At 57.3% G+C, this 21,134-nt stretch carries 9 protein-coding genes; 2 read left to right on the top strand and 7 right to left on the bottom strand.

What is annotated here, in order from left to right; genetic code table 11:
* Window positions 1–21 precede the first annotated feature (21 nt).
* Complete coding sequence (gene pglZ, locus DV707_RS08460) at window positions 22–2,214, bottom strand: BREX-5 system phosphatase PglZ (protein WP_103992129.1); 2,193 nt, start codon at window positions 2,212–2,214, stop codon at window positions 22–24.
* A 250-nt stretch (window positions 2,215–2,464) separates the two neighbouring features.
* On the opposite strand from pglZ, the gene DV707_RS08455 reads away from it, so the two are divergent.
* A complete protein-coding gene (locus DV707_RS08455; protein ID WP_136361836.1) occupies window positions 2,465–3,361 on the top strand; it encodes a hypothetical protein in 897 nt (298 codons plus the stop codon).
* A 79-nt stretch (window positions 3,362–3,440) separates the two neighbouring features.
* Here DV707_RS08455 and pglX read toward each other — a convergent pair whose 3' ends face one another.
* Window positions 3,441–7,760: a BREX-5 system adenine-specific DNA-methyltransferase PglX gene (gene pglX / locus DV707_RS08450; RefSeq protein WP_103992127.1), complete on the bottom strand. Its 4,320-nt coding sequence runs from the start codon at window positions 7,758–7,760 to the stop codon at window positions 3,441–3,443.
* A 124-nt stretch (window positions 7,761–7,884) separates the two neighbouring features.
* Here pglX and DV707_RS08445 point away from each other — a divergent pair, with 124 nt between their 5' ends.
* Entirely contained in the window at window positions 7,885–9,486 is a 1,602-nt protein-coding gene (locus tag DV707_RS08445) for an ATP-dependent nuclease (protein WP_103992126.1), read from the top strand.
* A 29-nt stretch (window positions 9,487–9,515) separates the two neighbouring features.
* On the opposite strand, the gene DV707_RS08440 is transcribed toward DV707_RS08445, so the two are convergent.
* The 5 genes from DV707_RS08440 to DV707_RS08420 all read right to left on the bottom strand — a co-directional run bounded on the left by DV707_RS08440 (window position 9,516) and on the right by DV707_RS08420 (window position 20,860).
* Window positions 9,516–13,370: a hypothetical protein gene (locus DV707_RS08440; RefSeq protein WP_103992125.1), complete on the bottom strand. Its 3,855-nt coding sequence runs from the start codon at window positions 13,368–13,370 to the stop codon at window positions 9,516–9,518.
* Window positions 13,367–13,948, bottom strand: a complete 582-nt coding sequence (locus tag DV707_RS08435) for a BREX protein BrxB domain-containing protein (protein ID WP_103992124.1) — start codon at window positions 13,946–13,948, stop codon at window positions 13,367–13,369. Before DV707_RS08435 ends, DV707_RS08440 begins: the two co-directional genes overlap by 4 nt.
* Window positions 13,945–17,628, bottom strand: a complete 3,684-nt coding sequence (locus DV707_RS08430) for a hypothetical protein (protein ID WP_103992123.1) — start codon at window positions 17,626–17,628, stop codon at window positions 13,945–13,947. The genes DV707_RS08435 and DV707_RS08430 overlap by 4 nt, the downstream gene beginning before the upstream one ends.
* A complete protein-coding gene (locus tag DV707_RS08425) occupies window positions 17,625–18,467 on the bottom strand; it encodes a DUF1819 family protein (RefSeq protein WP_103992122.1) in 843 nt (280 codons plus the stop codon). The genes DV707_RS08430 and DV707_RS08425 overlap by 4 nt, the downstream gene beginning before the upstream one ends.
* A 254-nt stretch (window positions 18,468–18,721) precedes the next feature.
* A complete protein-coding gene (locus tag DV707_RS08420; protein WP_170216822.1) occupies window positions 18,722–20,860 on the bottom strand; it encodes a DUF262 domain-containing protein in 2,139 nt (712 codons plus the stop codon).
* Window positions 20,861–21,134 lie beyond the last annotated feature (274 nt).

Raw genomic sequence — 21,134 nt, 5'->3', positions numbered from 1 at the left:
ATGTAATCTTTATTTTAGTGTTCAGCCCTGCGTGATACTGATGAAGTCGAGGACGAATTCCTGCGGTAGCAGCCCGCCGTGGTAGAATCGAGCGTCACCCATTCCTTGCTTACTGAACCGCTTGAGAGGGCTCGTGAGAACGCTCACGTTTGCGTCCAGATAGCCCAGTCGCGCGCTGGAATCGAGCAGCACGCCGGGCGTATCCTCGTCCACATCCTCCCCAGCGACCCAGCGTCGCCCAGAGTCTGTAGACGCGTCGGGTCGCGAGATCTTCTCTGGTGTCACGTGGTGTGGGAGGAGAACGAATCCGTGGTCGGTCAAGATGTATGCCTGATCCCACTCACCCTGCTGAAGTTTCTCGCCGATGAACTCAGCGAGAGTTTCGACACGGCGAGAGAGCATCTCTTCGAGGTCGCTGAGTTCCTTCTCGCCGATGTTGTCGAGGTCGTTCTTGAAGTAGGCGACGCGCGTCGACTGCCACCCATCATCCTCTTCGCGGGTCACCGTCCAGCCGTCGCTCTTCAGTAGCGAATTGCGGCGGTTGGTCGTGACGTGCCGGTTATTCCGGAGTGGCTGTAGGTCGCCGTCGACAAGCGAGATATCGAACATACTGACCTCTCCCGGAGTGAGCGCGGCCTTGCCGAACTCGGTCTCCGAGGGAAGCGTTCCGAGCCAGACGCTCTCGTCGACAGCGAACTCGGGGGCATCGGCAGGGAGAGTGGCAACGTACTCGCGCAACTCGTCCGCGAGCTGGCGGGCGAGGTCGAGGCGGAGAGCGTCGATGACGAACAGGGCAACACTCTGACCACTCTCGAGCCCAGTGGACTCCTTCGTGAAGAACTGGTAGGCGTGATTCTCGTCGACGAACGGTGCCCCCGCTTCTACGTTCTCAGTGACGAGGTCGCCGAGATCTTCGAGATAGTCGACGTACTCCGACTGTAGCTGCATCCGCAGGTCGGCGAGCGTCTCGGTCGCTGGGTGGTCGCCAGAGAGTTTCGTCTCGGGTTCACCCGAGACCACGAGCTTGAGTACCGCGTTGTCAATCTGCCATGTCCCCTCGTCCTCGTCGGCGTAGAGGGCGACGACATCGTCGGTAGTCTGGTCGTCCCACGTATCCAGCCGGTGTGCCAATCGAGCCACCTCCGCTGCTTGTTCCCACGTCTTCGTCCACGGGCTGTCCGGCCCGTACGCGCCTCGGTATTCGCCGTGGAAGCCCTCACTCCCTCGGAGGGCCTCGTAGCGGTCGGTCGCACGGGCGAGGCACGTCTCGTAGTCACCCGCCTCGAAGGACGCGTGCCACTCGTCCCAGAGTCGATGTTCGAGTGCGGCGTCGACGATACAATCCGAGAGTTCCCATGGATCTTCCACGTCACCGACGACCTCGGTCCATACCGTCTCGCCGAGATAGCGGTCAGCGATGATACCGGGAGAGGCCGTGTTGTTCAGCACGGACTTGAGCTCCGGAAGGTCGTGAGCGCCAGCGGTCTCCGCACGGAACTCAGGCGGGAACGCATCTGCATCGGCTCCAGCGTGAATCAGCCACTCGGCGACAGCCCATCGACGCGTCGCAATAACGATTCCCGCTGGATCTGCCTCGTTTGCGACCGCATCGACTCCCTCACCCGTCAGCAGATCCTTCATCTGGTCGACGGTTCCGGGCTCATCATCGATATCCCCCCACCCGTTCTCAAGTACGAACGCCACGGGGTCGGTGTAGCCTCCGGTGACGATTTGGGTTCGGAGTTGTTCGAGCGTCGGTAGCTGTACTCCGGTGAGTTTGTCGTGCAGAATCCGTGCGACCTCTCGCCGCTTCACGGGATCTTCGGTCTGAGTCGCGTTCTTCAGCTCCCACGCTTGAAGTTGCTCACTCCCGAAAACACGGACGGTGAGGTCCTCAATGCTTAGTTCGACCTCGCTGCCCGTGTGCTCCACGTCGCGGAACCAGTCGTAATCGCCCTCCTTGTCCTCGGGGTCCTTGACGTGTGGGACGTACCAGACCTGTTCGTCGTCGACGGGATTTGCCCGGAGTTCCAGCGGCGTCTCCTCTGCGACCTTGAGGTGGACGCCGAGGTCGCTACAGGCTTGCTCGATGATATCCTCGAGATAGTTCCCGTCGTCCCACCAAAGTACGATCGGGGCATCCGACTCGGCACGGTCGAACTGACGACGAATGGTGTCCTTCGCGGCGTCAGGGAGAGATTGTGTCGCTTGCATGCTGAGAGTTTTGCTAAGTTACTGATTCAACCGTCATACGTGTGATGGAGAAATCAGGGGAATCTGAGCCAAGGTTCTGTGTCTGGCACACTAAATATTGGGCTCCACTGAGCCGGTCGGGCAGGTTTCTCGAACGGTTCCCGTGTTTGTACCCAAGGAACCGTCGATCGATTTCGATCGGAGCTATCGGATAGATTTTCTCTCAATTTCGCACTTGCATTTATCATGTGATATGATGATCTGTGAATGCATGTACGAGGAATACGGGACAGGGTTCGCGCGCCACAAGGGTGGAATCAACGAGCCGGTCGCAGAATATCTCTGGGACAACCATCTTATCGCGCTCCACTGGGGGGATAACGCGAGTGCAGACCCGGATGACTACGATTCCGGTTCGAACGAGATTCAGTATCTAAACGAATTCGCGAGTGAGGGGCGAATCGTAGGATCCTCATACCGGAGAATCATCACGTCCGAGATGCTGGTAGGCGTTGTCCCCGCTGATTCCAATATCAAACTGCTGTATTTCGATGAAGGTGAATTCGTTGAAGAGAAGGAGGTAAGCCCCGGTCAGAGCATCGATGAGCCGGCCGAGGAGGACTTTAAAATCTTCAAAGCCCTCCAGCTTGACGATGTCAAGATTGTTCCGAGAGAGGACTACCCCATTCTCTTTGACAACTCGGTGAGACCCCCTTCGGCCTCCATTATCAACTGGTGGAACGTCGAAGAACACCTGCGAAGAATCGTCAACGGAGAGAAAAAGAAGCGGTCGGTCTACTCGCTACGATCCGACGAGGTCGAGGTCTTGTGTGAGGAGTACCTTCGCGTCGTGAATGGGGACTATCGGACGATTCGGACGGTGGGGGGCCAAACTGCCGATGTCGACATATCCGGTTTGGTCGAGAACCGCAGAATCTGGGGTGAAGTGACGATGGGGAGCGAGGACGACGTTACAGGGAAGCTGGATAGTCTCGCCGAATACACCGGCGAGAGTTCTGAGGTACTGATGTTTGCACCGGAAGACTCCAAGCCCGATGATGTCCCAGAGGATATCACGTATCTCCCGGTGGAAACCGTCTTCGAGACGGTCAATCTCAACGAGTCTGGAAAGAGAATGATCGACGAGATGCTGAACGTTGTCGGTTGACCGGTGGATAACCAGCCAGAGAAGGTGAACGAACACCCCAAACTACCCCCGTCTCCAGAGTGATTAGCGGAATACGAATCTATAGGACTTTGTCCTCGACGATTTCGGGGACGACACTCTGCTCCGCCAGCGGCGTGATGTTGATTGCGACTCCGTGCTTGTGATTCGGCTGGTAGCCAGCGGTCGTCACCTCCGAGAGTGCCCGGTCGCTCCAGTCCGAGGGGATGCGCTTGTAGACGGTCTGGCAGCCGTCGTCGATCTCTTCGGCCAGTGCCTTGAACTCCGCTAGCGGTGGGAGGTCGCCAACGCCGTCGACATCCTCATCGTCCGCAATCTCTTCGAGGTACTCCTCGTCGACGATGGACGCGTCCTCCAGCCCGGTCGCCAGCGAGGCGAGCATCCGCTCGTCCTCGGTCAGCGTGTCGAACGGCTCGCCGTCCTCGTCGAGAAGTTCGGCACCCGCACTGTCGAAGTAGTAGGTCATGAAGAGGATGCCCGTGCTGGAGTAGTGATCCGAGCCCTTGAGCCGCCAGTTGAAGTAGTCGAAGAGGTCAGCGAGGTGCGCCTCCACGGGCTCGTCCGTCGGCTTGGCGTACTCCCCGCAGGCGTGTTCCAGCTCGTCGAGCGCGTCCAGCCACTCGTCGCGCCACTCCTCGACCTTCTCCCAGAAGCTGGGGGAGAACGTGTCTTCGAACCACTCCTCGCCCTTCTGCTCCCGGAGTGCCGCCATCGTCTCGATGCGCTTCGCAGTCTCCTCACGGAAGGCGGCCACCTTCGGAGCGAGTGCGTCGACGCGTTCGCGGTCGTCATCGTCGAAGTCCCGCTCGGTCGTGCTCCCGAGTTCCTGCATCACTTCCTCGAATTCGGCGATCTGTTCGAGCGCACTACCGCAGAACTCGAACTCGTCCGTGGCGTCGGCTCGCTCCGTGGAGGACAGTGACTCGTCGTTCCGGCGCTGGTTCGCCGCCGACCGGCGCTCGCGGAGTTCGGCCTTCCGCGGTTCGAGGTACTGGTTACTCAGGCGGTCGAAGAGGCTGGCGTCGAGCGAGTGGTAGTCGACGAAGCACGCGAAGCCCTCGCCCTTCGCATCGGCGAGGAGCCGCGCTGTGCTGATCTTCCAGACGATGGGCGTATTCTCCATCGTGTCGACGTGGTAGGCGAAGAGTTCGTCCTCGATGAACGACCGGAGGTTGGGGTACGCCTCGTCGGCGGCGGACTCGGCCCCGAGAATATCGTCGACCTCGACGAGGCGGTCTTCGGCGTGCTCGCCGTACGCGTCCTCGAACCGCTCGACGATGCGGTCGAGCATATCGGCCTGTTCTTCCGTGCCTTCGAGCGGGATGATGCCGTCCGACTCCTCGCGGACGGCCTCCATCGCGAAGTGGTGGACGAGGTCTTTGACCTGCTCGTCGAGGTTGTCGGGGACTTCGGGAACGGACTCGGGGTCGGGGACTTCGCGGTCTTCGGGATTTTCTGATGTTCGGAGGAAAATTTCCTGTTCCAGTGCTTCCTGTGTGGCCTCGGATAAATCAATATCAGTGTAAATTTCTCTATTTATATCGAGATGTATTTTCTCAAGTTGTTTCTTCCTTTCTAACCGCCGTTTTTCGCTTTCTCTCGCAGCGCGTCTGATCGAGTTGGTTTGATCTGGTAGCTCTGGTTCAATATCGAGTTCCTCTTGGATGATTTCCGGATGAGGATGATTATATCGAAATTGTCCGATTGAGCCATCTGGATAGAGAGAAGGCGCTATATAGTAAGGGCTGACTGGCTTATGAATCCGCTCTTCTAACTTAACCTCATATTGTCTTTTGGCAAGTTCCTCTAATATATCCAGCTCTTCAAGTTCATCTATCCAAGGAACGGCTCCAATCTCTCCAGAATTCCAGTGACGTTCGGTTGTCTGAGAGAGGAACAAGTTGTGATATAGATCGGAATTCAGGATGGACATCGTTTGCCATAGGGAATTATCTCCCCATGGAAACAGCATGAAGCCGGTGTGACTAAATAGGCCACCGGGGAAATACCCGAATCTCCTACCTGTCTCCTTAATAAATGTCCATGTCAGCCCCTCTTTCCCGTAGAATTCCTCATTCCGAGTCCGAATTGATTTACTAGATCTTCTTAATTGCCTTCCATTATTCTCCCACTCTACAGTGTCTGTGATTTGTGGCATTATCCACGCATTTTCGCCACCCTTTGCGATCGGAGAGAATGCATCTGAATCTGAAGTTTCCCAGTGCTTCCTTGTGAACCGGTCATCGTCTGATGTTTGAAGGCCCGGAACCGCGTTAAATTCGGAACTGCCATCGGCACCAGCGTGTTCTGCATCGAGATAATTGTCAGTATTATATAGACTCCGTACGGGAGATGGCGTATAGTAACAAATCGGTGTCCGGGGTATCTTCGCAAACTCTTCTAACTCTATCTCAAAGAGTCGATTTATTTCAGATTTTTCAGAAGATATTATATTGATAAAAGCAGCTTCTTTTTCCGCACTGGAGAGGTCATGTAGCCGCAGAAATGTTCCAGAAGCATCCTGATCAACACCTGACCGCACGACTGTACCCACCGTCCGGACGGTGGCATTATCAAGTACACCAATCCCGAACTCTGCCAAGAAGTCAAAACTTCCACGATTACCGACAAAATCCGACCGGAAATCTTGATAGCTACCCTTGAACATAAAAGAGCGAGGAACTAACATTCCGATTCTACCTTCATTCTTAGTGACTCGATCGCAGACTTCGAAGAAATTTATATAATATTCTTGGTAATATTCATAGTGATTTTTCACATATTTTTGAACGATGTCTGGCATTCGGTTCTTCGATCCATATGGCGGGTTCATCAGCGCCACATCGTAGTCCTGCGCCAGCACGTCCAACAGGCGGACGAAGCTCCGCAAGTCCTGCGCCAAGAACGAGTCCTCCTCCCGGTGCTGGTCGACTGCATCACGCAGACTGTGTAGAATCTGCCCGAGCGTGTGATCCTCGCGCGGGTCGTCACCGAGCGTGATCTGAACCCCGGACTGCTCGCTGTCGTCCTCGAACAGATCACCGAGCGTCCCGCGCACGTCGAGCAGACTCCCGAGCCCGTGAACTTCTTCGAACGCGTCGAGGATACGCCGGAGGGCATCCTCCACGTCGGACTTCCCGTCGGCCACCTCGTCGAACACCTCCTCGACGCCCTCGATGTCAGCCACCTTCGCGTCGGCACAGACGATGCCGACCTCCGGCATGTCGAAGCCGCTGGCCCCCTCTGCCTCGGCACGCGTTCGGCCCTTCAGATAGAGGTTGAACGCGGCGAGCTGGCAGGCTCGCATGTCGAGGTCGACGCCGTAGAGGTTGTTCCGCAGGATCTTCCGGGGAATCTCGGCGTGGTCGAGGTCGGTCTCGGCCCGGTAGATGCGCTCCAGCACGTCGAACGCGTACAGCAGGAAGTGGCCGCTCCCACAGGCCGGGTCGATGACGCGGATGTCCCGGGGGCCGTCGAACGCCGGCGGCTCGCCCTCCTCCTCCGAGGGTACGAGGTAGGTACAGAAGTCCGCGATGTCGGGTGACTCGTCAGGGGAGAGCGGCCGGTTCTTGCGCTCGTCGGGCGTGAGCGACTCCTGTGCCTCGACGGTCTCACTCAACTCGCCCGTGTCTTCGAGATAGAGCTTCCCGAGCGAGTTGTCGGTGAGCATCCGGACGACCCAGTGAGGCGTGTAGAACTGGTTCGCCGCTGGCACGTCCTCAGGCTCCAGCCCCTCGCGGTCGCCCTTCCGCCGGAGATCGTCGAGGAGCTTGACGTTGTAGTATTCGTAGACCCAGCCCAGCACGTCGTCGGCTCGCCAGACCTCGTCGGGCACCTCGTCGAGCATCTCACAGAGGTCCTCGTAGGTGTCGTCGTCGGGATCGATCAGACTGTAGGCCGTCGAGCGGTCGAAGAGAATCTCGATTTCCTCGGCGAGGTCCTCGCACGCGTTCCGGTAGGCTTCGAGGACAGCCTCTTCCTCGAGCATAAACTCCTCGTTGACCAGCCGGTCGGCGGCTGGCGTGAGTCCGTCCTCGCGGAACACGGTGACCTCCTCGTCGACGAAGTCCCGCACCTCCATGCACCGGAGTGCGGCCAGCCGGTTGACGATGGTGTACCCGACGCCCGTGATGTACTGCTCGTAGCCGTCCGCCCACTCGTTGCCGTCGACCGCTTCGAGTTCGATCGCCTCAACGAGATCTTCCTCTTCGTCGCTTAGAGACGCGTCGTCGTCCGGGCGAACTTCGAGATCGCACTCTTCGAGTTGATAGCGGACGTTTGCCTCCACCCGGTCACGCATCTCGGTGACGATGTCCTCGAGATGCTCACGCTCTTCCTTGTCGAGTTGTGCCTTCCGAGGTGCAGCAGAATTCCCGTCCATATGAGTGTCAGCGATATTTCTTCAGAACCGTGGATGTGTCTTGAAGATTGTCCATATCCTAGTGGTGAGATTGCTTGGCCGTCTCTCCGGACATTTACATAAGAGTCGGGTTAGATTCAGAGATATGACTGATATGAACATCGCCTCGTTCACAATCAGGAACTACAAGGCGATTAAGCAAGCCCAGATCGATTTCGGGGCCTACAACGTCGTTATCGGAAAGAATGACGTAGGTAAGTCGTCTTTGCTGGAGGCTATCGACCTACTACTGAATTTCGATACACCATCCGAATCAGGGTTTCATAAACACGATGTGAGTAACACGATAACTCTTCACTGCGAATTCGATGGAATTTCTGAGACTCTGAAAGAGGATTTGACAGAAGAGTACCTCGAGGATGATGAATTCGCGATAACGGTTCGGCACGAGTCCGCGGGGGGAAGGACTCCTAGCGCGGTGTACATCAATAGTGAGGAGCTTGATGCCGGTGCTGTGGAGGTTGACGGTGAGGAGTTGAGTAAATCAGACTCGCGAGAGTACATTCAAGACCAACTTCCCGAGACGGTTACCGTTCTTGCGGAGCGCGATTATAACAGTGAGACTTCGCTGACCCGCGATTCATGGCTAACGAGACTCATGTCTCCTGTGTTTAGTAGCGACACGCTCGATGAGAAGAAGCGAGAAATCCGTGAGGAGTTAGAAGAACAGTCTGAGGACATCAAGATCGCTCTCAACACGGTGATTTCTAGCCAACATCCCCATATCAACAACGTGAAAATAGATATCGGTGAAGTCGATCTCTCGAAATCAATTTCGCCCGACATCAAAGTCAAGGACGATAATCTCGGGGAGTGGATGTCGTTATCTGAGCGCGGGTCAGGGGTCGGCAATCAGTTCATCCTCTCGATGATGAAATCGTACGCTGACTCTCAATACGGTGATGGATATTCTGTTCTGTACGAAGAGCCAGAAAATTCGCTCCACCCTAGTGCAGTCAGGGAGATGGGGAAGACACTCCGCGACATTTCAGAGCAAGGGAACCAAGTCATCATCACGACTCACTCACAGTCACTCATAAACAGCCACCAAAATGGAAGCCTCATCGTCGCCTCGAATGATGGTGGGGAAGCGGAGTTCAAAGTCGTCAACGACGACGGATTTGAGGCCATAGAGGCCATCGGGGCAAAGAACAGCGACATTCTCCAGAGCGATTACGTGCTGTATACGGAGGGAGCCTCTGATGCCACCGTAGTTGAAGTGATTTGCCACAACGAATTCGAGGATTGGCGTAGCCTCAACGTGACAATCCAGCCTGCCGGCGGTGGAAACCTCCAACACCAATTGGAAAACATGAAACAGATCAATCGGAACTCAGGCATCCTCATTGACAGTGATAGAGAGACCGAAGGGGGTGAGCTGGGAGAACAATCTCGAATACTGAAAGACGAATCCGAGCGAATCGATTTAGATTGCTGGCTACTCGACAGACGAGAGATTGAGAATTATTTCCACCCAGATGCGATTCAGGAGGTCTTGTCGGTCGATGACACCATCGATATTGGACACTATGATGACGCGGAGGCGATGTTAAAACAGGAATGTAATTATGGCGACGGGAAGGTACAGAATGCGCGAGAGATAGCTGAATGCATGTATGAAGAAGGTCTGGATGACGAATTTTCTGACCTCAAGATTACAATAGAGGACATATTCGAGGAGGTGTAAACGGACGTAGTTTGTAGGTCGAACCGCGATTAATTCGTATTATCGCCCGCAGATTCTACTAAGACTATATCTCCTTCCTCAAGTTCATCAATCATTTCACGGACGCGGTGAAGCTGGTCATCACCGCCTCTAAGCAATTCTTCTGCCTCTTCAATCAGATCGCCCGCCTGTTCTTCATCGGGAAGTTCACCACCTTCGACTACAGCCTTGACCGCAGCAGTAGTCTCGTGCTCGGGGTATTCCGCTTGAAGTTCCTCAGCGAGATCTGCTAATCGCTCCTCAATCTCGAATGGGTTCTGGGCTTCGTCAAGGAGTCTCTCTACCTTGTTAACGCTCGGTGGCTTTGACTCAGCGAGCGTCTCCTCAATCTGCTGAGTCGTCGGATGGTTGGAATACCCCTCCTCAAGCCGTCGCGATGCCCCACGCAGTTGCGACCACAGACTCTTCCCGTGGTCGGTGCTCTCGAGGAGTCGACGCGCATCGGCATAGCGCTTCGTCTCCTGAATTACGGCCGGGTCTACGAGATCACCCTCCGAGAAATCTCCACCGTCCCATGCAGTCTCGAAGAGTTCGTAGAGGTCGTCGATGGTCACGGCGCTAAACTCGACGGAGACACGGTCAGCAGTCTCCTTGTTGCTCCCATCGTGAGCGTAGAGCCACGTCACGAGACTCGAGACGATCTCCTCGGGGGTGTCCTTCGACGGCGTCTCGCCCGTGATGCGCTCGTACTGTGCTTCGACAACTCGTTGTCGGTGGCTCTGGGCGTCGTCCAGCAACCCCCGGATTTCGGACTCATCGGGAACCTCGCTGCCACCGACCGTTGATTGCATCCGGGCCGTGACATCCGCCCCGGGGTAGAGGCGTTGCATCTCAGTGGTTCGTCCGGAGAATCGTTCCCAGAGCGTCTGGCCCTCGTCGTCCTGTTGGAACAGGGCTTTCGCTCGCGCAAACCGGTCGGCTTGCGTCTCGATCTCCTCCGTCGAGAAGTCCTCTGTATCGAGTTCGTCTCCCCCGAGTGCAGGCTCGATCGCGTTCTCGAGTTCGGTCAGCGAAGCGCCGTTCCCGAACTCTCGTCCGACTCCTCGGAAGACCAGCTTCACGAGGACGCTGTTCCCGGTCACCCAGTCCGACAGCTCTGCGAGCCACTCGTCGGGGTCGGTCCCGGAGGGCGACTCTCCCGTTACTGTCTCGACGACCCGTCGGATCTGGTCGGGGTCGGTTCCCCCGAGAGACTCGAAACGGATCTGCACGTCAGTGATGTCGGTCTTGTTGCGGACCGCTCGACCAATCGCCTCGGGGTCGGTGACGTAATCGTCGTCTCGACGGAGGGCGATTTCGTCTGCAGTCGCGAGTGTGATGAGGAGCGCCGAGATCGACTCGTGCGGTGTACCTCGATACGTCCCACCCCGTTGGGTGGTTTGAGCGAGGAGGTCCTCGCCTCGCAGTGACTTCTGGTTCTCGTACTCGTCGAGGAAGTCGCGACACCATCCATCGACGAGTTCTCTGCGCTCGGTATCGACACCGAGTGTGATAGCGTCCTCACCGGAGAGCGGCCACTCGTCGACGCCGCGGAAGAACTGTGCCATCTGCTTCGCGGCCTCGACCTGCCGGATTCCGTTCGTCAGGACGTACCGGGACTGGCCGAATACGGCCTGCACCTGCTCCACCACGATCTGTTCGAACACGTCCTCGTAGCGTCCCTTCGTGCTGCCCGTGGGCGTGTACACGTCGGCGTCGCTGAGGTGTTCTCGCACCGTGGATTCGAGCGCTCGTTGCTCGTCGCGGTGGTCGGCCTCCAAGTCGGGATGTGTCTCGTTCTCCTTCGTGAGTACCTCCTGCATCCCCATCACGTCCCGCAACCGTTCGACCGTCGACTCCGGAACGTCGACCGCCACGAGGACGTGTTCACCTCCATCCCGCCCTTCGTTCGTCGACTGCCATTCCTCGACCTGTTCCGCCACCGTGTCGGGCCGGTCTGCGACCAATCGAACACGAATCGCGTCGAACTCCGGGGTCGGTGCGCGTTCGATCGGGTCGAGAATCGAATACGCGAATCGTAGCGGGACCTGTCGCTCCCCTTCGAAGTTCACGTCGTGTCGGCTGCTGTCTGCGAGGAGAAGCTCACTCCCGTCCTGCAGGTACGTCGCCAACTTCGCCCCGATCCGGTGGGACGGCAACTCCCCAGCACGTCGCTTCGCTCGAGTCAGGATGTCCTCCTGCTCCTCGGAGACGAGCAGGTACTCCTCGTCGCCGCGGTCGTTCGTCTCGGTCAACACCTTTCGATCCTCGACGAGTTCCGTGAGTGCCGTCTCGACCTCCTCGTGGACCGTCTCCAACGAGGCATCGGTCGCATCAACCATCAGGCGGGCGAGGTTCGCTGGAGTCGATGGAACGTCGGACCGGACCTGATTCAGGAGATAGAGGGCCTTCGCGACACGGACCGAGAAGGCGTCCTCGTCACCGTCCGCCGAGGGGACGAGCTTGTTGTCGACCATCTCCTGCACCCACAGCGGGACGTAGGTCGTTTCATCGACGAGCAGATCGAAGAGTTCGTCCCACGTGACCACAGCACCGACGGATTTCTCACCCCACTCGAACCGTGTGAACAGCGACCGGACGAGAATGAGTAGAGCCCGGCCCTGTACGTATTCTTCCTCGGTCACGCGTCCTCTGGGCATCAGTTGCTGGATGACCCTCCGAAGGAGCGCGAGGTCGTACTCGCGGAAGGGGTAGGATTCGACCGAGTTCGGATCGGCTCCGACGATGTCCGAGTACGACTCCAGTGAGAGGTCGGGAAGTTTGGCGAGCGCCGACTCGACGGCCGTCGATCCCGCCGAGTCCTTCTGGAGCCACCGCTTCCTGACGATGATTTCCGTGTCGGCACCTTCGAGTGGCTCCTGCGCCCCGTACCACGGCTGTTGGGTAACGTCGCTGTCCTCGAACTCACCGTGGATACGTTCGATCGGATACTGTCCCGTGCCGATGATGGGAGGATTCGGACCGACGCCGAGCTTCGTCAGCGCTTCCATCGTCTCTTGGAATTCACGGTAGCGGTGTCGCCCATCACCGATGAATAGGGCGACCTCGTCGAGACCCAGTAGCAGTTCGGTCTCCGTGTCCGGGGTGCTCAGGGCGTCCTGTGCCTCCTCGATTCGCTCGACGAGTTCCGATGGGTCGAACTCGTCCGGATCGACTTCTACTTCGGCCTCGTCGATTGACGCTTTCACTTCGTCGGGTGACGTGTAGGGAGAGTCGTCGAGGGTCGGCACGGCTTCGTAGAGCCAACTCCGAAGCATCGCCCGCTCGTCGTAGACTTCGTCGAACGTTTCTTCGGCGTATTCGAGCTCCTGCAACTGCTCCCAACAGTCCCCGTGATTCATGTCGAGTTGCCACGCCCACTCGAGTAGCCAGTTCGGATCTGTAGGGTAGCCGAGTTCACGGCCGATCGACTCGTAGATGAGATAGGGAAGCGGTGGCTCCTGAGATGCATCCCGGTTGAGGAGGTTGAGGAAGACCGGCTTCAGGCGGTCGACATGCGAGTCCGCGATGCTCTGTCGAAGCGACTGGAATCCCGGCCACCGATTCGCCAGTTCTTCACCGAAGTCAGCGAACTCGGACTCCGAATCGGCAGCGAATCCGATGAGTTTCAGGAGGTGGGTCTTCCCGGACCCGAAAGTGGCCGAGATATAGAGGAATCGAGGGTCCTCGTGGGGATATTTGTCCACCAATGCCCCGAGCGTCGTGAGCACATGCCGAGCACTCTCGGTTTCGTAGAACTCGCGAACGTCGTTCTGTGCTCGCTCACGTGCGTTGACCTTCTGTACCTCTTCGAGTTCCCGTGTCGGAGACTGCTGGAAGATGTCGTGGATTCGTGTATCGCTCATTGGAGATGCACCCCCTCAATCCGACCATCGATCTGGTGGGCCGGGTAGTAGTTCCGCGATTCCTCGCCGAAGAAGCTCAATTTCCCGCCGACGATATCACCGGGGAACGGGATGCCGATCGTCGAGTGGACGTTCCGCCGGTCAAGCTCATCAAGAAGTTCAGACGCCCGCGTAAACGGATACAGACTCCCGAGGTGAGTCAGGAGCACGACGTGTCGTTGCTCACCGGGAGCGTCGATTCGCGCGACCATCTCCTCAACGAGTTCCGAGGCGAGCGTATCTTGGAGTGTATCCTCGATGCTCTCGGGGTCCGCTTGCTCACCGAGGTCAACAGCGAGTTCGAACACGTCGGTTTCAACGAGTAGTTCGTCGAGTCGAAGGATTTGCACCGTCCCGTTCTCGGGGAAGCTGTCGGTCTCGTGTGGATTCTCTGCCCAGATTGCGAGTCGGTCCGCAACACGCCGCTCGAATTTCGGCTTGACCGGGACGATCACGAACGGGTTTCGAATCCCTCGTCGACCATCTGCGAACTGTGCGAGACGTTCGGTGAAGTCGTGGAGGGGACGCTTGCTCGTCATCGAATGATCACCCCCGCCTCCGTCCGTTCGATACTCAACTCGTGTCGCTCGGCTAGTCGTTCGAGTTCGGATTCGACAGAGTCTCGATCGGCTGGAAGCAGACCGATAGCCGTGACACCGGAGGGTTCTCGATCTCCGACGATACTACAGAGGTCCTCGAACGTTGCTTGCAACGCTGTCACGTCGTCGGTCGCTATGGCATCGAGCGGTTCCCTGTCGACGAGTGTGTTCGTCGCCCGGACGAAGTCATCCGCCTCGGAGTCGGTCGTTCCTCCCGTCACCAGTGCTACTGCTTCCGAGAGGCCATCGTACCACCTCGTGACACGACGGAGTGGCGTGAGGTACTCGTTCTCGAACGCAGGCCGAACATTCGATTCAAACTCTGTGGCCGGGCGCAGCCAAGGATGTGCTCGGAGCTCATCTACGAGTGTAGCGATACCCGAGTTCTCGAACGTTTCCCACGAATCCTCGATAGTATCCTCAAGCGAGGGTGAGACGGTTCTGGCGTCGTTGAATCTGTCCCAACCGTCGTGGGTCCACCACTCACCATCGAACGCTTCGATACCGTCCCGAAGGGCCTGACTGGCCGTCTCGCAGTCGTCAGTGAGCCATCCGAAGGGCTGCTCGGCGAGAACGAGCAGTGTGTCTAACTTCGCCAGTGCGGGCAATCGGAGGTCCCACACCTCCTTGGCGTCCTCGTACCACTCCTGTGCTGCACTGGTGTTCTCGACCGTCTCCGCCCAGTCCGTGTCGCCGGACTTCACCGCCTCTCGCCGCTCGCTCGCCTCTCGGCGCTCCCGTTCGAGTGTCTCGGCAAAGGATTCCAGCAGTCCACGAACGGGCTGGGTCTGTACGTCACTGTCGGCAACCAGCTCCACGTCCTCTTTGAGGCTGCTGAGACGACTCTCCAGCGCTTCATTTGCCCCCTGAAGCCTGACGATACCATCGGGGACGGTTTCGGTGGTATCGATGTAGCCTCCCTTCTCGAGGGCCGAACGAACTCCATCTCCTGAAGCGATTTTGAGCCGGGTAGTGGTCAGTTCGTCAAGGTCGATTACGGCATCAAGTTCGACGGAGTCGCCGGTCTCGTCGACGGGGAGGAAATCGCCCTTTCTACAGAGCCCCCAGATGATTGCGCAGAGGGCTGGCCGCGCTCCTTCGTAGATGGCTTTCCGATCGACGATTCCGTCGAGAATCGTGGCCATCGCGAGGGTCCCCCCGCTCTGCTTCAGTTGTTGGCCGGTGAAGGCACGGACGTTGTTCTGAATCGATCCACCATGCGTCTCCGGAACCTCCGTTGCAACCTCAATTTGCCGAGCCCAATTAGGAAGCGGGTCTTGTGCCGACAGCCCGCGGAGTTCCTGTAGGTGTTCCTTCCCTATTTGGAGCATCACCGGATGGAAGTCATCCGGATAGCGGACCCCGACGTACTTCCCGACGGCAGTAGTGACACCGTGAATATCTGTCCGGTCCTTCACCGCGAATGTTCCGCTCTTAAGTGCCTCGACGATTTTGCTCCGGGCTCGAGAAGCACGTTCTGAGAGGTCGCGTTCTACGGATTGGGGGAGCGTATGGTCGCCGACCGCCGCTCGGAGCGACCACCACTCGATGAGGCTGTCTCGGAGATCGTTGAGGCCCTCTCCTCCGATTGTCCACTCCAGCGGATCGTCAGCGGGGCTCGAAGGGGCTCCGTCCGGAGACAGTCCCTCGACCGCGATGGTGACATCAAGTGCGTCATCGGCATCGATGGTCGACTCAAGCTCGACACCGTCGATACTGAACTCATACCGGACCGGATACTGCTCTCCCGTATCACCGTATTCGGCAGATGTCGGGAGGGAAAGGTCGCGGGCGATATCCTCCCAGAGGTACTGGTCGACAGCTTCGAGAATCGCGTCCCACTCTGGCGTCTCGAGGTTCGTCTCCGTCTCCTCGTAGATTTCCCGTTCCTCCTGATTCGCGAAGGTGTATCTGGGACCCACTTCGTCGTGGGACGGTCGGATGAACTTCCGGAGGCGCTGGAGTGACTCCTCGACACGATTCTCCATCTGGAACTGCGTCGGACCGTCGAGATCGCTCAGCACGGCGACACCGAGATTCCGCTCAGTCATTGGAATCGTATCAGGGACGTGTTGAAGCAGTAGAACCGCCTTGGCAACGTCCACATCCGTTGCCTCCAGCTTACCCTCGTTGAACTGCTCCTCAATCTCCTCGACCACCTCTACGTCTCGAGGTGTGATGTCATCGAGCTCCGGTTCGATTAGATCGTAGAAGTCGACCAGCGAGACGACGTGAGTCTCTTCGTGTACATCCTCTTCCATCCACTCCTGCAGGAGTCCGTGGACGAGGGCTAGAATCGCGCGGGCGGTTCCAGAGAAGATAGATTTCGCAGGGTCGTTCGCCTCCTGACGGAGGTTGGAGAGAATCTCGAGGAACAGCGCTGGCTGGTACGGGAGGAACGGATAGAAGTCGATGAGTAACTCACGGTCGATATCGTCCAATGGAGGTTCGGTATTCTGTTCAATCCCGGTGAATACGAGGAGTGCCTCCGGCTCGTTGCTCGTCTCCCGAAGGATGCGTTCGGTTTCACCTCGGCCGGCTTCGGTCTTTTTCAGCAAGCGCTGGGTTGCGATTTCCCCAACGTGTCGACTGGGTAGACCGAACCGATGTGGGAACCGGTCCTTTACGATACTGAAATCTGCGCCCCGGGCCGCGAACATCGGCTGTACATCCTCGATTTTGGCCTGCGCAGTCGCAACCATCTGAATATCGCCGTCGCCGATCTCGTCGATGTTCTCCGCGAGGGTCTGAAGCTCTGTCAGCCGGTCGAAGTCTGTCCCGATGAAGAGACTCACCTCGTCCAGCAGCAGGACGAGCTTCACAGGCCGATCTGATTCTGCTTCACGCTCGCTCCGGAGCTCTTCTAGCCGACCAACCATCGCTTCAGGGTCGAGGTCCGAGGGTGTCAGGTCGTCCAACCCGTCTGCAGTCCCGGTCTCTTTCTCGATGAGCGTCGGAAGAACGGCATCTGCAAGGGCTCGGTACTGCTGAATATCCAGCCACTCGTACCTCTCGGGGCTATCTATGGTGCCTTCTAAGGCCGTCCGGGCGTGCTCGGTCCGTTCCGGCCACGCATCGGTCGTCCGGTACCAATCCTCGAAGTAGGCAACGTCCTGTTGTGGTGAGAGGCCTCCCTCGACGCCGGTGAGTCGTTCGGAGGTGTGCGCCGCCCGGAGGACGATCTCGCTGAAGCTACGTTCCTTCTGGCCTTGGTACTTCAGCAGGTTCACCGAAACCGGAATGACCTCGTACTCGTCGTGAATCGCGGTCCACGTGGCTTCGAGGCCTCCCAGATCACGACCATCGGCCAACTCGCTCCAGACGGCATCCTGCTGCTGGAGCCACTCCGTATCCATCAGCCCACGGAGTACACTGAGAAGATGGCTCTTGCCGCTGCCGTAGTAGCCGTAGAGCCAGTAGTTGGCACCGGACCGCATATCCTCCGACCGGCCGAGGAGTCGAGCGAAGAAGTCGGTCAGGAAGTCCTCAGCTTCCCCTGTTACGTGGTACGTATCAATCGATTCCAACCGGTGGTCGCGTTCATCATCCTCGCGATCGATTCGGACCGATTCCTCGAAATCGCTGCCGACATCGGCCGAGAACCAGTCCTCACCAGTCATTCTACTGCCTCCCCAGACTCTGCCCACCCATATGTCTGGTCAACCGGTTGTAGTCGTAACTCACCGTGAATTCCACTCGCCTCCCAGCTCGGATGGTTCCCAAGGCGCTCAGCCAGCGAACCCCAATACTGCTCGGGCTGGAAGAGATAGAGCCAACCGACAGGTAGCGTCAACCAATCCTTCTCGCCAGTCTCCCACGAATAGCCCGATGCTACCAGTAGCGGGACAGTTCCCACGTTTGGAACCTGTCCGTGCAACTCCTGTTGGGATTCCAGAACATCGATCTCCCGCATCACTGACCGGAACCCTTCGCCCCAGCGACGTGTGGTCGAGTCCGCGTAATCGAACTCACTACCGTCGTCGTAGTGGAATTCGTTCAATAAGCGCTCGACCGTTTGTTGCTCGAAATCGAGTCCACCCACACCCATCTGTCTCATTCGATTCGCGTATCGGTGGATGGTGTACTTGACGAGCGGGTCGTCCTCAAGCAGATAAAAGTAGAGTACCTGCGCTTTGTCCCGGTGGTTCGTACACTGGTCAAAGACGGAGGGGAGTTTGGTGATAGCGGGCAGGTTCGAGCGAGCGGTTTTAAATCGCGAGCTGAGAACCCGATAGATCTTCTTCGAACTGTCTCGGGTACTCCGGTCGTCATATCGTTCAGTCTCCCATCTCTCTTCGACGACCGTCCAGTCGCGGTGACGCGTATAGAGCTGAGAAATCTGCTCAGCCTTATCTACCAGCAGGCCACACATCGTAAGTGCCATCGATACCTCTTTTCGAGAAAACCTCGCGTCAAGTGATGGAAGAGTATCTCCCTCCCCGTCAGCACGAAGAGTCATTATAGGACTCCACCCAGCGGTGGCACTTATTTGATAGGGAGTATCTGAGCCGGAATGGCGGAGTCTTCCGACGATGCCACGCCCCAACTTCCAAGCAATCGTTGCCGATGATGGTACTTGCGTGCGGTGTCAGTCGTCGCTTGAAACTTTGATACCTAGCACCCCGGGGGAGTGGGTTTGCCTGCAGCGGGCCGAATCTCGAACTAATGGAAGTTCTGTAAGTTCACCATCTGAAACAGCCTTTTAGGAATGGATTAGGCCGCCGGGAGGGACACATTCGCTGAAATCGCTTCCTCGCTGGGGTACCATGTATGTTTATTCCGTTCAGCCAACCCAACGCTGCGAAGGCGGCCAAGGATCGAGCCGACATTGCCCCGTTCTTTCCCGGCCGATTCAGGGTTCTCGAATGGAGAATCAGGTAATGAACTCACTTGTCGGTGGATGACGCGCCTCACTGCGCCGCTCTCGTTCTCGCATAGTGCCCGGAGGACGTACCGCTCCTCGTGGGTGAGAACCTCAATTGCATCAGTCGGATTTTCGATTCCGCCGAGTCGCGTCTCGGGGGTAGGCCAGTGTTCGAACACGAAGTCCATAAGGGTCTCCTCGCGGTCCTCGATATTCTCGACTGACCACTCCTCATAGTTCTCGCCGACATCCGACTGTACCCAGAGTTTCGAGTTCGGATATCCTTCATCACGCTTCGTTTCGAACGGAGCGTTACCCCAGCTCGAGTTCCACGACCCGCTCGCCAACGTCAGGTTCCCCAGCCGATCGACGTACGCCTCGTATCGGGCTTCTGGGCTCGGATATTCCCCTGCGTCTTCGAGTGGTAGTTCATCGGGAGTCTGAGGCCAGATGTGTTCGACAGTATAGTCACTCCCCATCGCTTCTGCTAGCGAGATACTCCCCTTCTCTTTCTCCTTGGCTGCCCGGTGTTGGTTGTAGAAGTAGAAGAGGTAGCGGAGGTCTTGTGAGGTTACTTTCGAGTACAGGTTCGATGACCTCAGCGAACGTCTGAACTGAGAATCATCCTCGTATCTCTTCATGATATTCGCAATCTCACTGACCCAAACGTCGAGAGGACTCTCCTCGTCAAGATCCCTTGCCCGGATGTAGAGGCTCGACTCACCCGTATGGCTCCGGTGATTCCCAATCGAATATACCCTGAAGATGTAGGTCTCAATTGCTTTCAACAGCTCGTACCGCTCTTCGTCGTCAAAGTTGGGCCACGCTTTGAGTAAGATGGGATAGAACTTTGTTGCGTGTCGGAGCTTGTGAATGCGGTCAATCAAGTCATCGGGTCCGCCATCGCCAGTCCGGTCGAGGATGTCTGCCAGCGCTTTGAACCCGCGCTCAAGGCTGCTGGTGTAGTTGGTGATGTACTCTAAGCATTCCTCCGGGTCTTCCATCCGGAGCGTCCGCACGTTCGATTTCAATTCGTCGAGGAAGGTCGGGTCGCTATGCTCTTCCGAAGTTGACCAGTCGAAGAAGGAGATGAAGTGGTATCGCTGGACTGCGTCATCGCTGATATCGCCGACATACGGGGACTCCAGCATCGTCTGGTGGTAATTATACATCTCCCCGAACTCCTGCCGAATCCGTCGGATAGCACTGTATGCTTCGCTCTCTTCCTCTGCCGCGAGATAGGCCATACGCATCAAGAACGACTTCGTCTTATCGAACGTGGAGAGAGATCTCCCCCGGTCGTTGACGCTGTCGAAGATGAGTGTCGCTTTCTCTGGGCTGCCAGCATCGACGACATACACCATCAATTCGAGTTTCAAGATGGTCTCCCAGAGCTGTTTGAGTTCGTTTGCAACCTCGATAGGGACAGCTTCTGGAGACTCTGTTAGCTCCGAGATGCGTTCGTCGAAGAACTCCTTCGCATCGATCATCTTCCGCTGCGACGGCCGCTCCGGGTCGGGGACGTTGCGTCCATCGATGACCCGCTCAAGGTAGTCGTTGTCCTCCTCGTCGAGAAGTTCGAGCTGGTAGATATTATCCTCAACGTGGAGGGTCTCTCGCATCTCTTCTACGTCATCGAGGATTTCCTCTTCGTGGTCCGTCTGTGGAGCGAGGACTTCCAGTTGCTCGGTCATAGACTTTACCAGAAGTGCGAGAGAGGTGAGCCGCTGCTGACCGTCAATCAGTAGATTGATTCGCTTCTCAGAGGACCCACCGTAGCTTCCATCAGTACCGCCAGTCTTCCTGTCCTTCGTCTCCTGAATGATGAACGTCCCAAAGTAGTGCTGTTTGCCTTTCGGGAGCGTGTAAAGATCGGTCCAGAGATCATCCCACTCCAGCTCAGTCCATGAGTAATAACGCTGGTACTCAGGGACGTGGAACACCCCTGCAGTCACGAGTTCCTCGAGAGACTTCTTCCCCGATTCCATACATCGGGTGTAGCCAGTGGACAGAAAATTCCTGCGGGTAGGAGAGTCAACCCAACTCGGACATCGAAATCTGGAATCACAGAACCTCACAGCGATGCTGTATTCCGGTTTCAATATGAAACATCCAGCAGATGGTGGTTCAGGTACAGTATCTCCCGATCTATATCTGGTGTTGAGTCCGGTTGGGCAGATCTCTTGTCAGAAGGCGGACCGCGGCTCTGGAACTAACAGAGTTTCCGTTAGTTGCTCACCAGACTCGGACTTCACCGTGGAC

This window comes from Halobellus limi (genome assembly GCF_004799685.1).
Taxonomy (GTDB): Archaea; Halobacteriota; Halobacteria; order Halobacteriales; family Haloferacaceae; genus Haloquadratum; species Haloquadratum limi.
Note: the sequence above shows the minus strand (reverse complement) of the source record. Positions and strands in the feature narration are given on the sequence as shown.

Excerpts from the sequence above, each read along its gene's own strand:
- DV707_RS08455 (WP_136361836.1), top strand. The coding sequence starts at position 2,465 with ATGTACGAGGAATACGGGACAGGGTTCGCGCGCCACAAGGGTGGAATC.
- DV707_RS08420 (WP_170216822.1), bottom strand. The coding sequence starts at position 20,860 with ATGGAATCGGGGAAGAAGTCTCTCGAGGAACTCGTGACTGCAGGGGTG.
- DV707_RS08425 (WP_103992122.1), bottom strand. The coding sequence starts at position 18,467 with ATGACTCTTCGTGCTGACGGGGAGGGAGATACTCTTCCATCACTTGAC.
- DV707_RS08430 (WP_103992123.1), bottom strand. The coding sequence starts at position 17,628 with ATGACTGGTGAGGACTGGTTCTCGGCCGATGTCGGCAGCGATTTCGAG.
- DV707_RS08445 (WP_103992126.1), top strand. The coding sequence starts at position 7,885 with ATGACTGATATGAACATCGCCTCGTTCACAATCAGGAACTACAAGGCG.
- DV707_RS08440 (WP_103992125.1), bottom strand. The coding sequence starts at position 13,370 with ATGAGCGATACACGAATCCACGACATCTTCCAGCAGTCTCCGACACGG.
- pglX (WP_103992127.1), bottom strand. The coding sequence starts at position 7,760 with ATGGACGGGAATTCTGCTGCACCTCGGAAGGCACAACTCGACAAGGAA.
- DV707_RS08435 (WP_103992124.1), bottom strand. The coding sequence starts at position 13,948 with ATGACGAGCAAGCGTCCCCTCCACGACTTCACCGAACGTCTCGCACAG.
- pglZ (WP_103992129.1), bottom strand. The coding sequence starts at position 2,214 with ATGCAAGCGACACAATCTCTCCCTGACGCCGCGAAGGACACCATTCGT.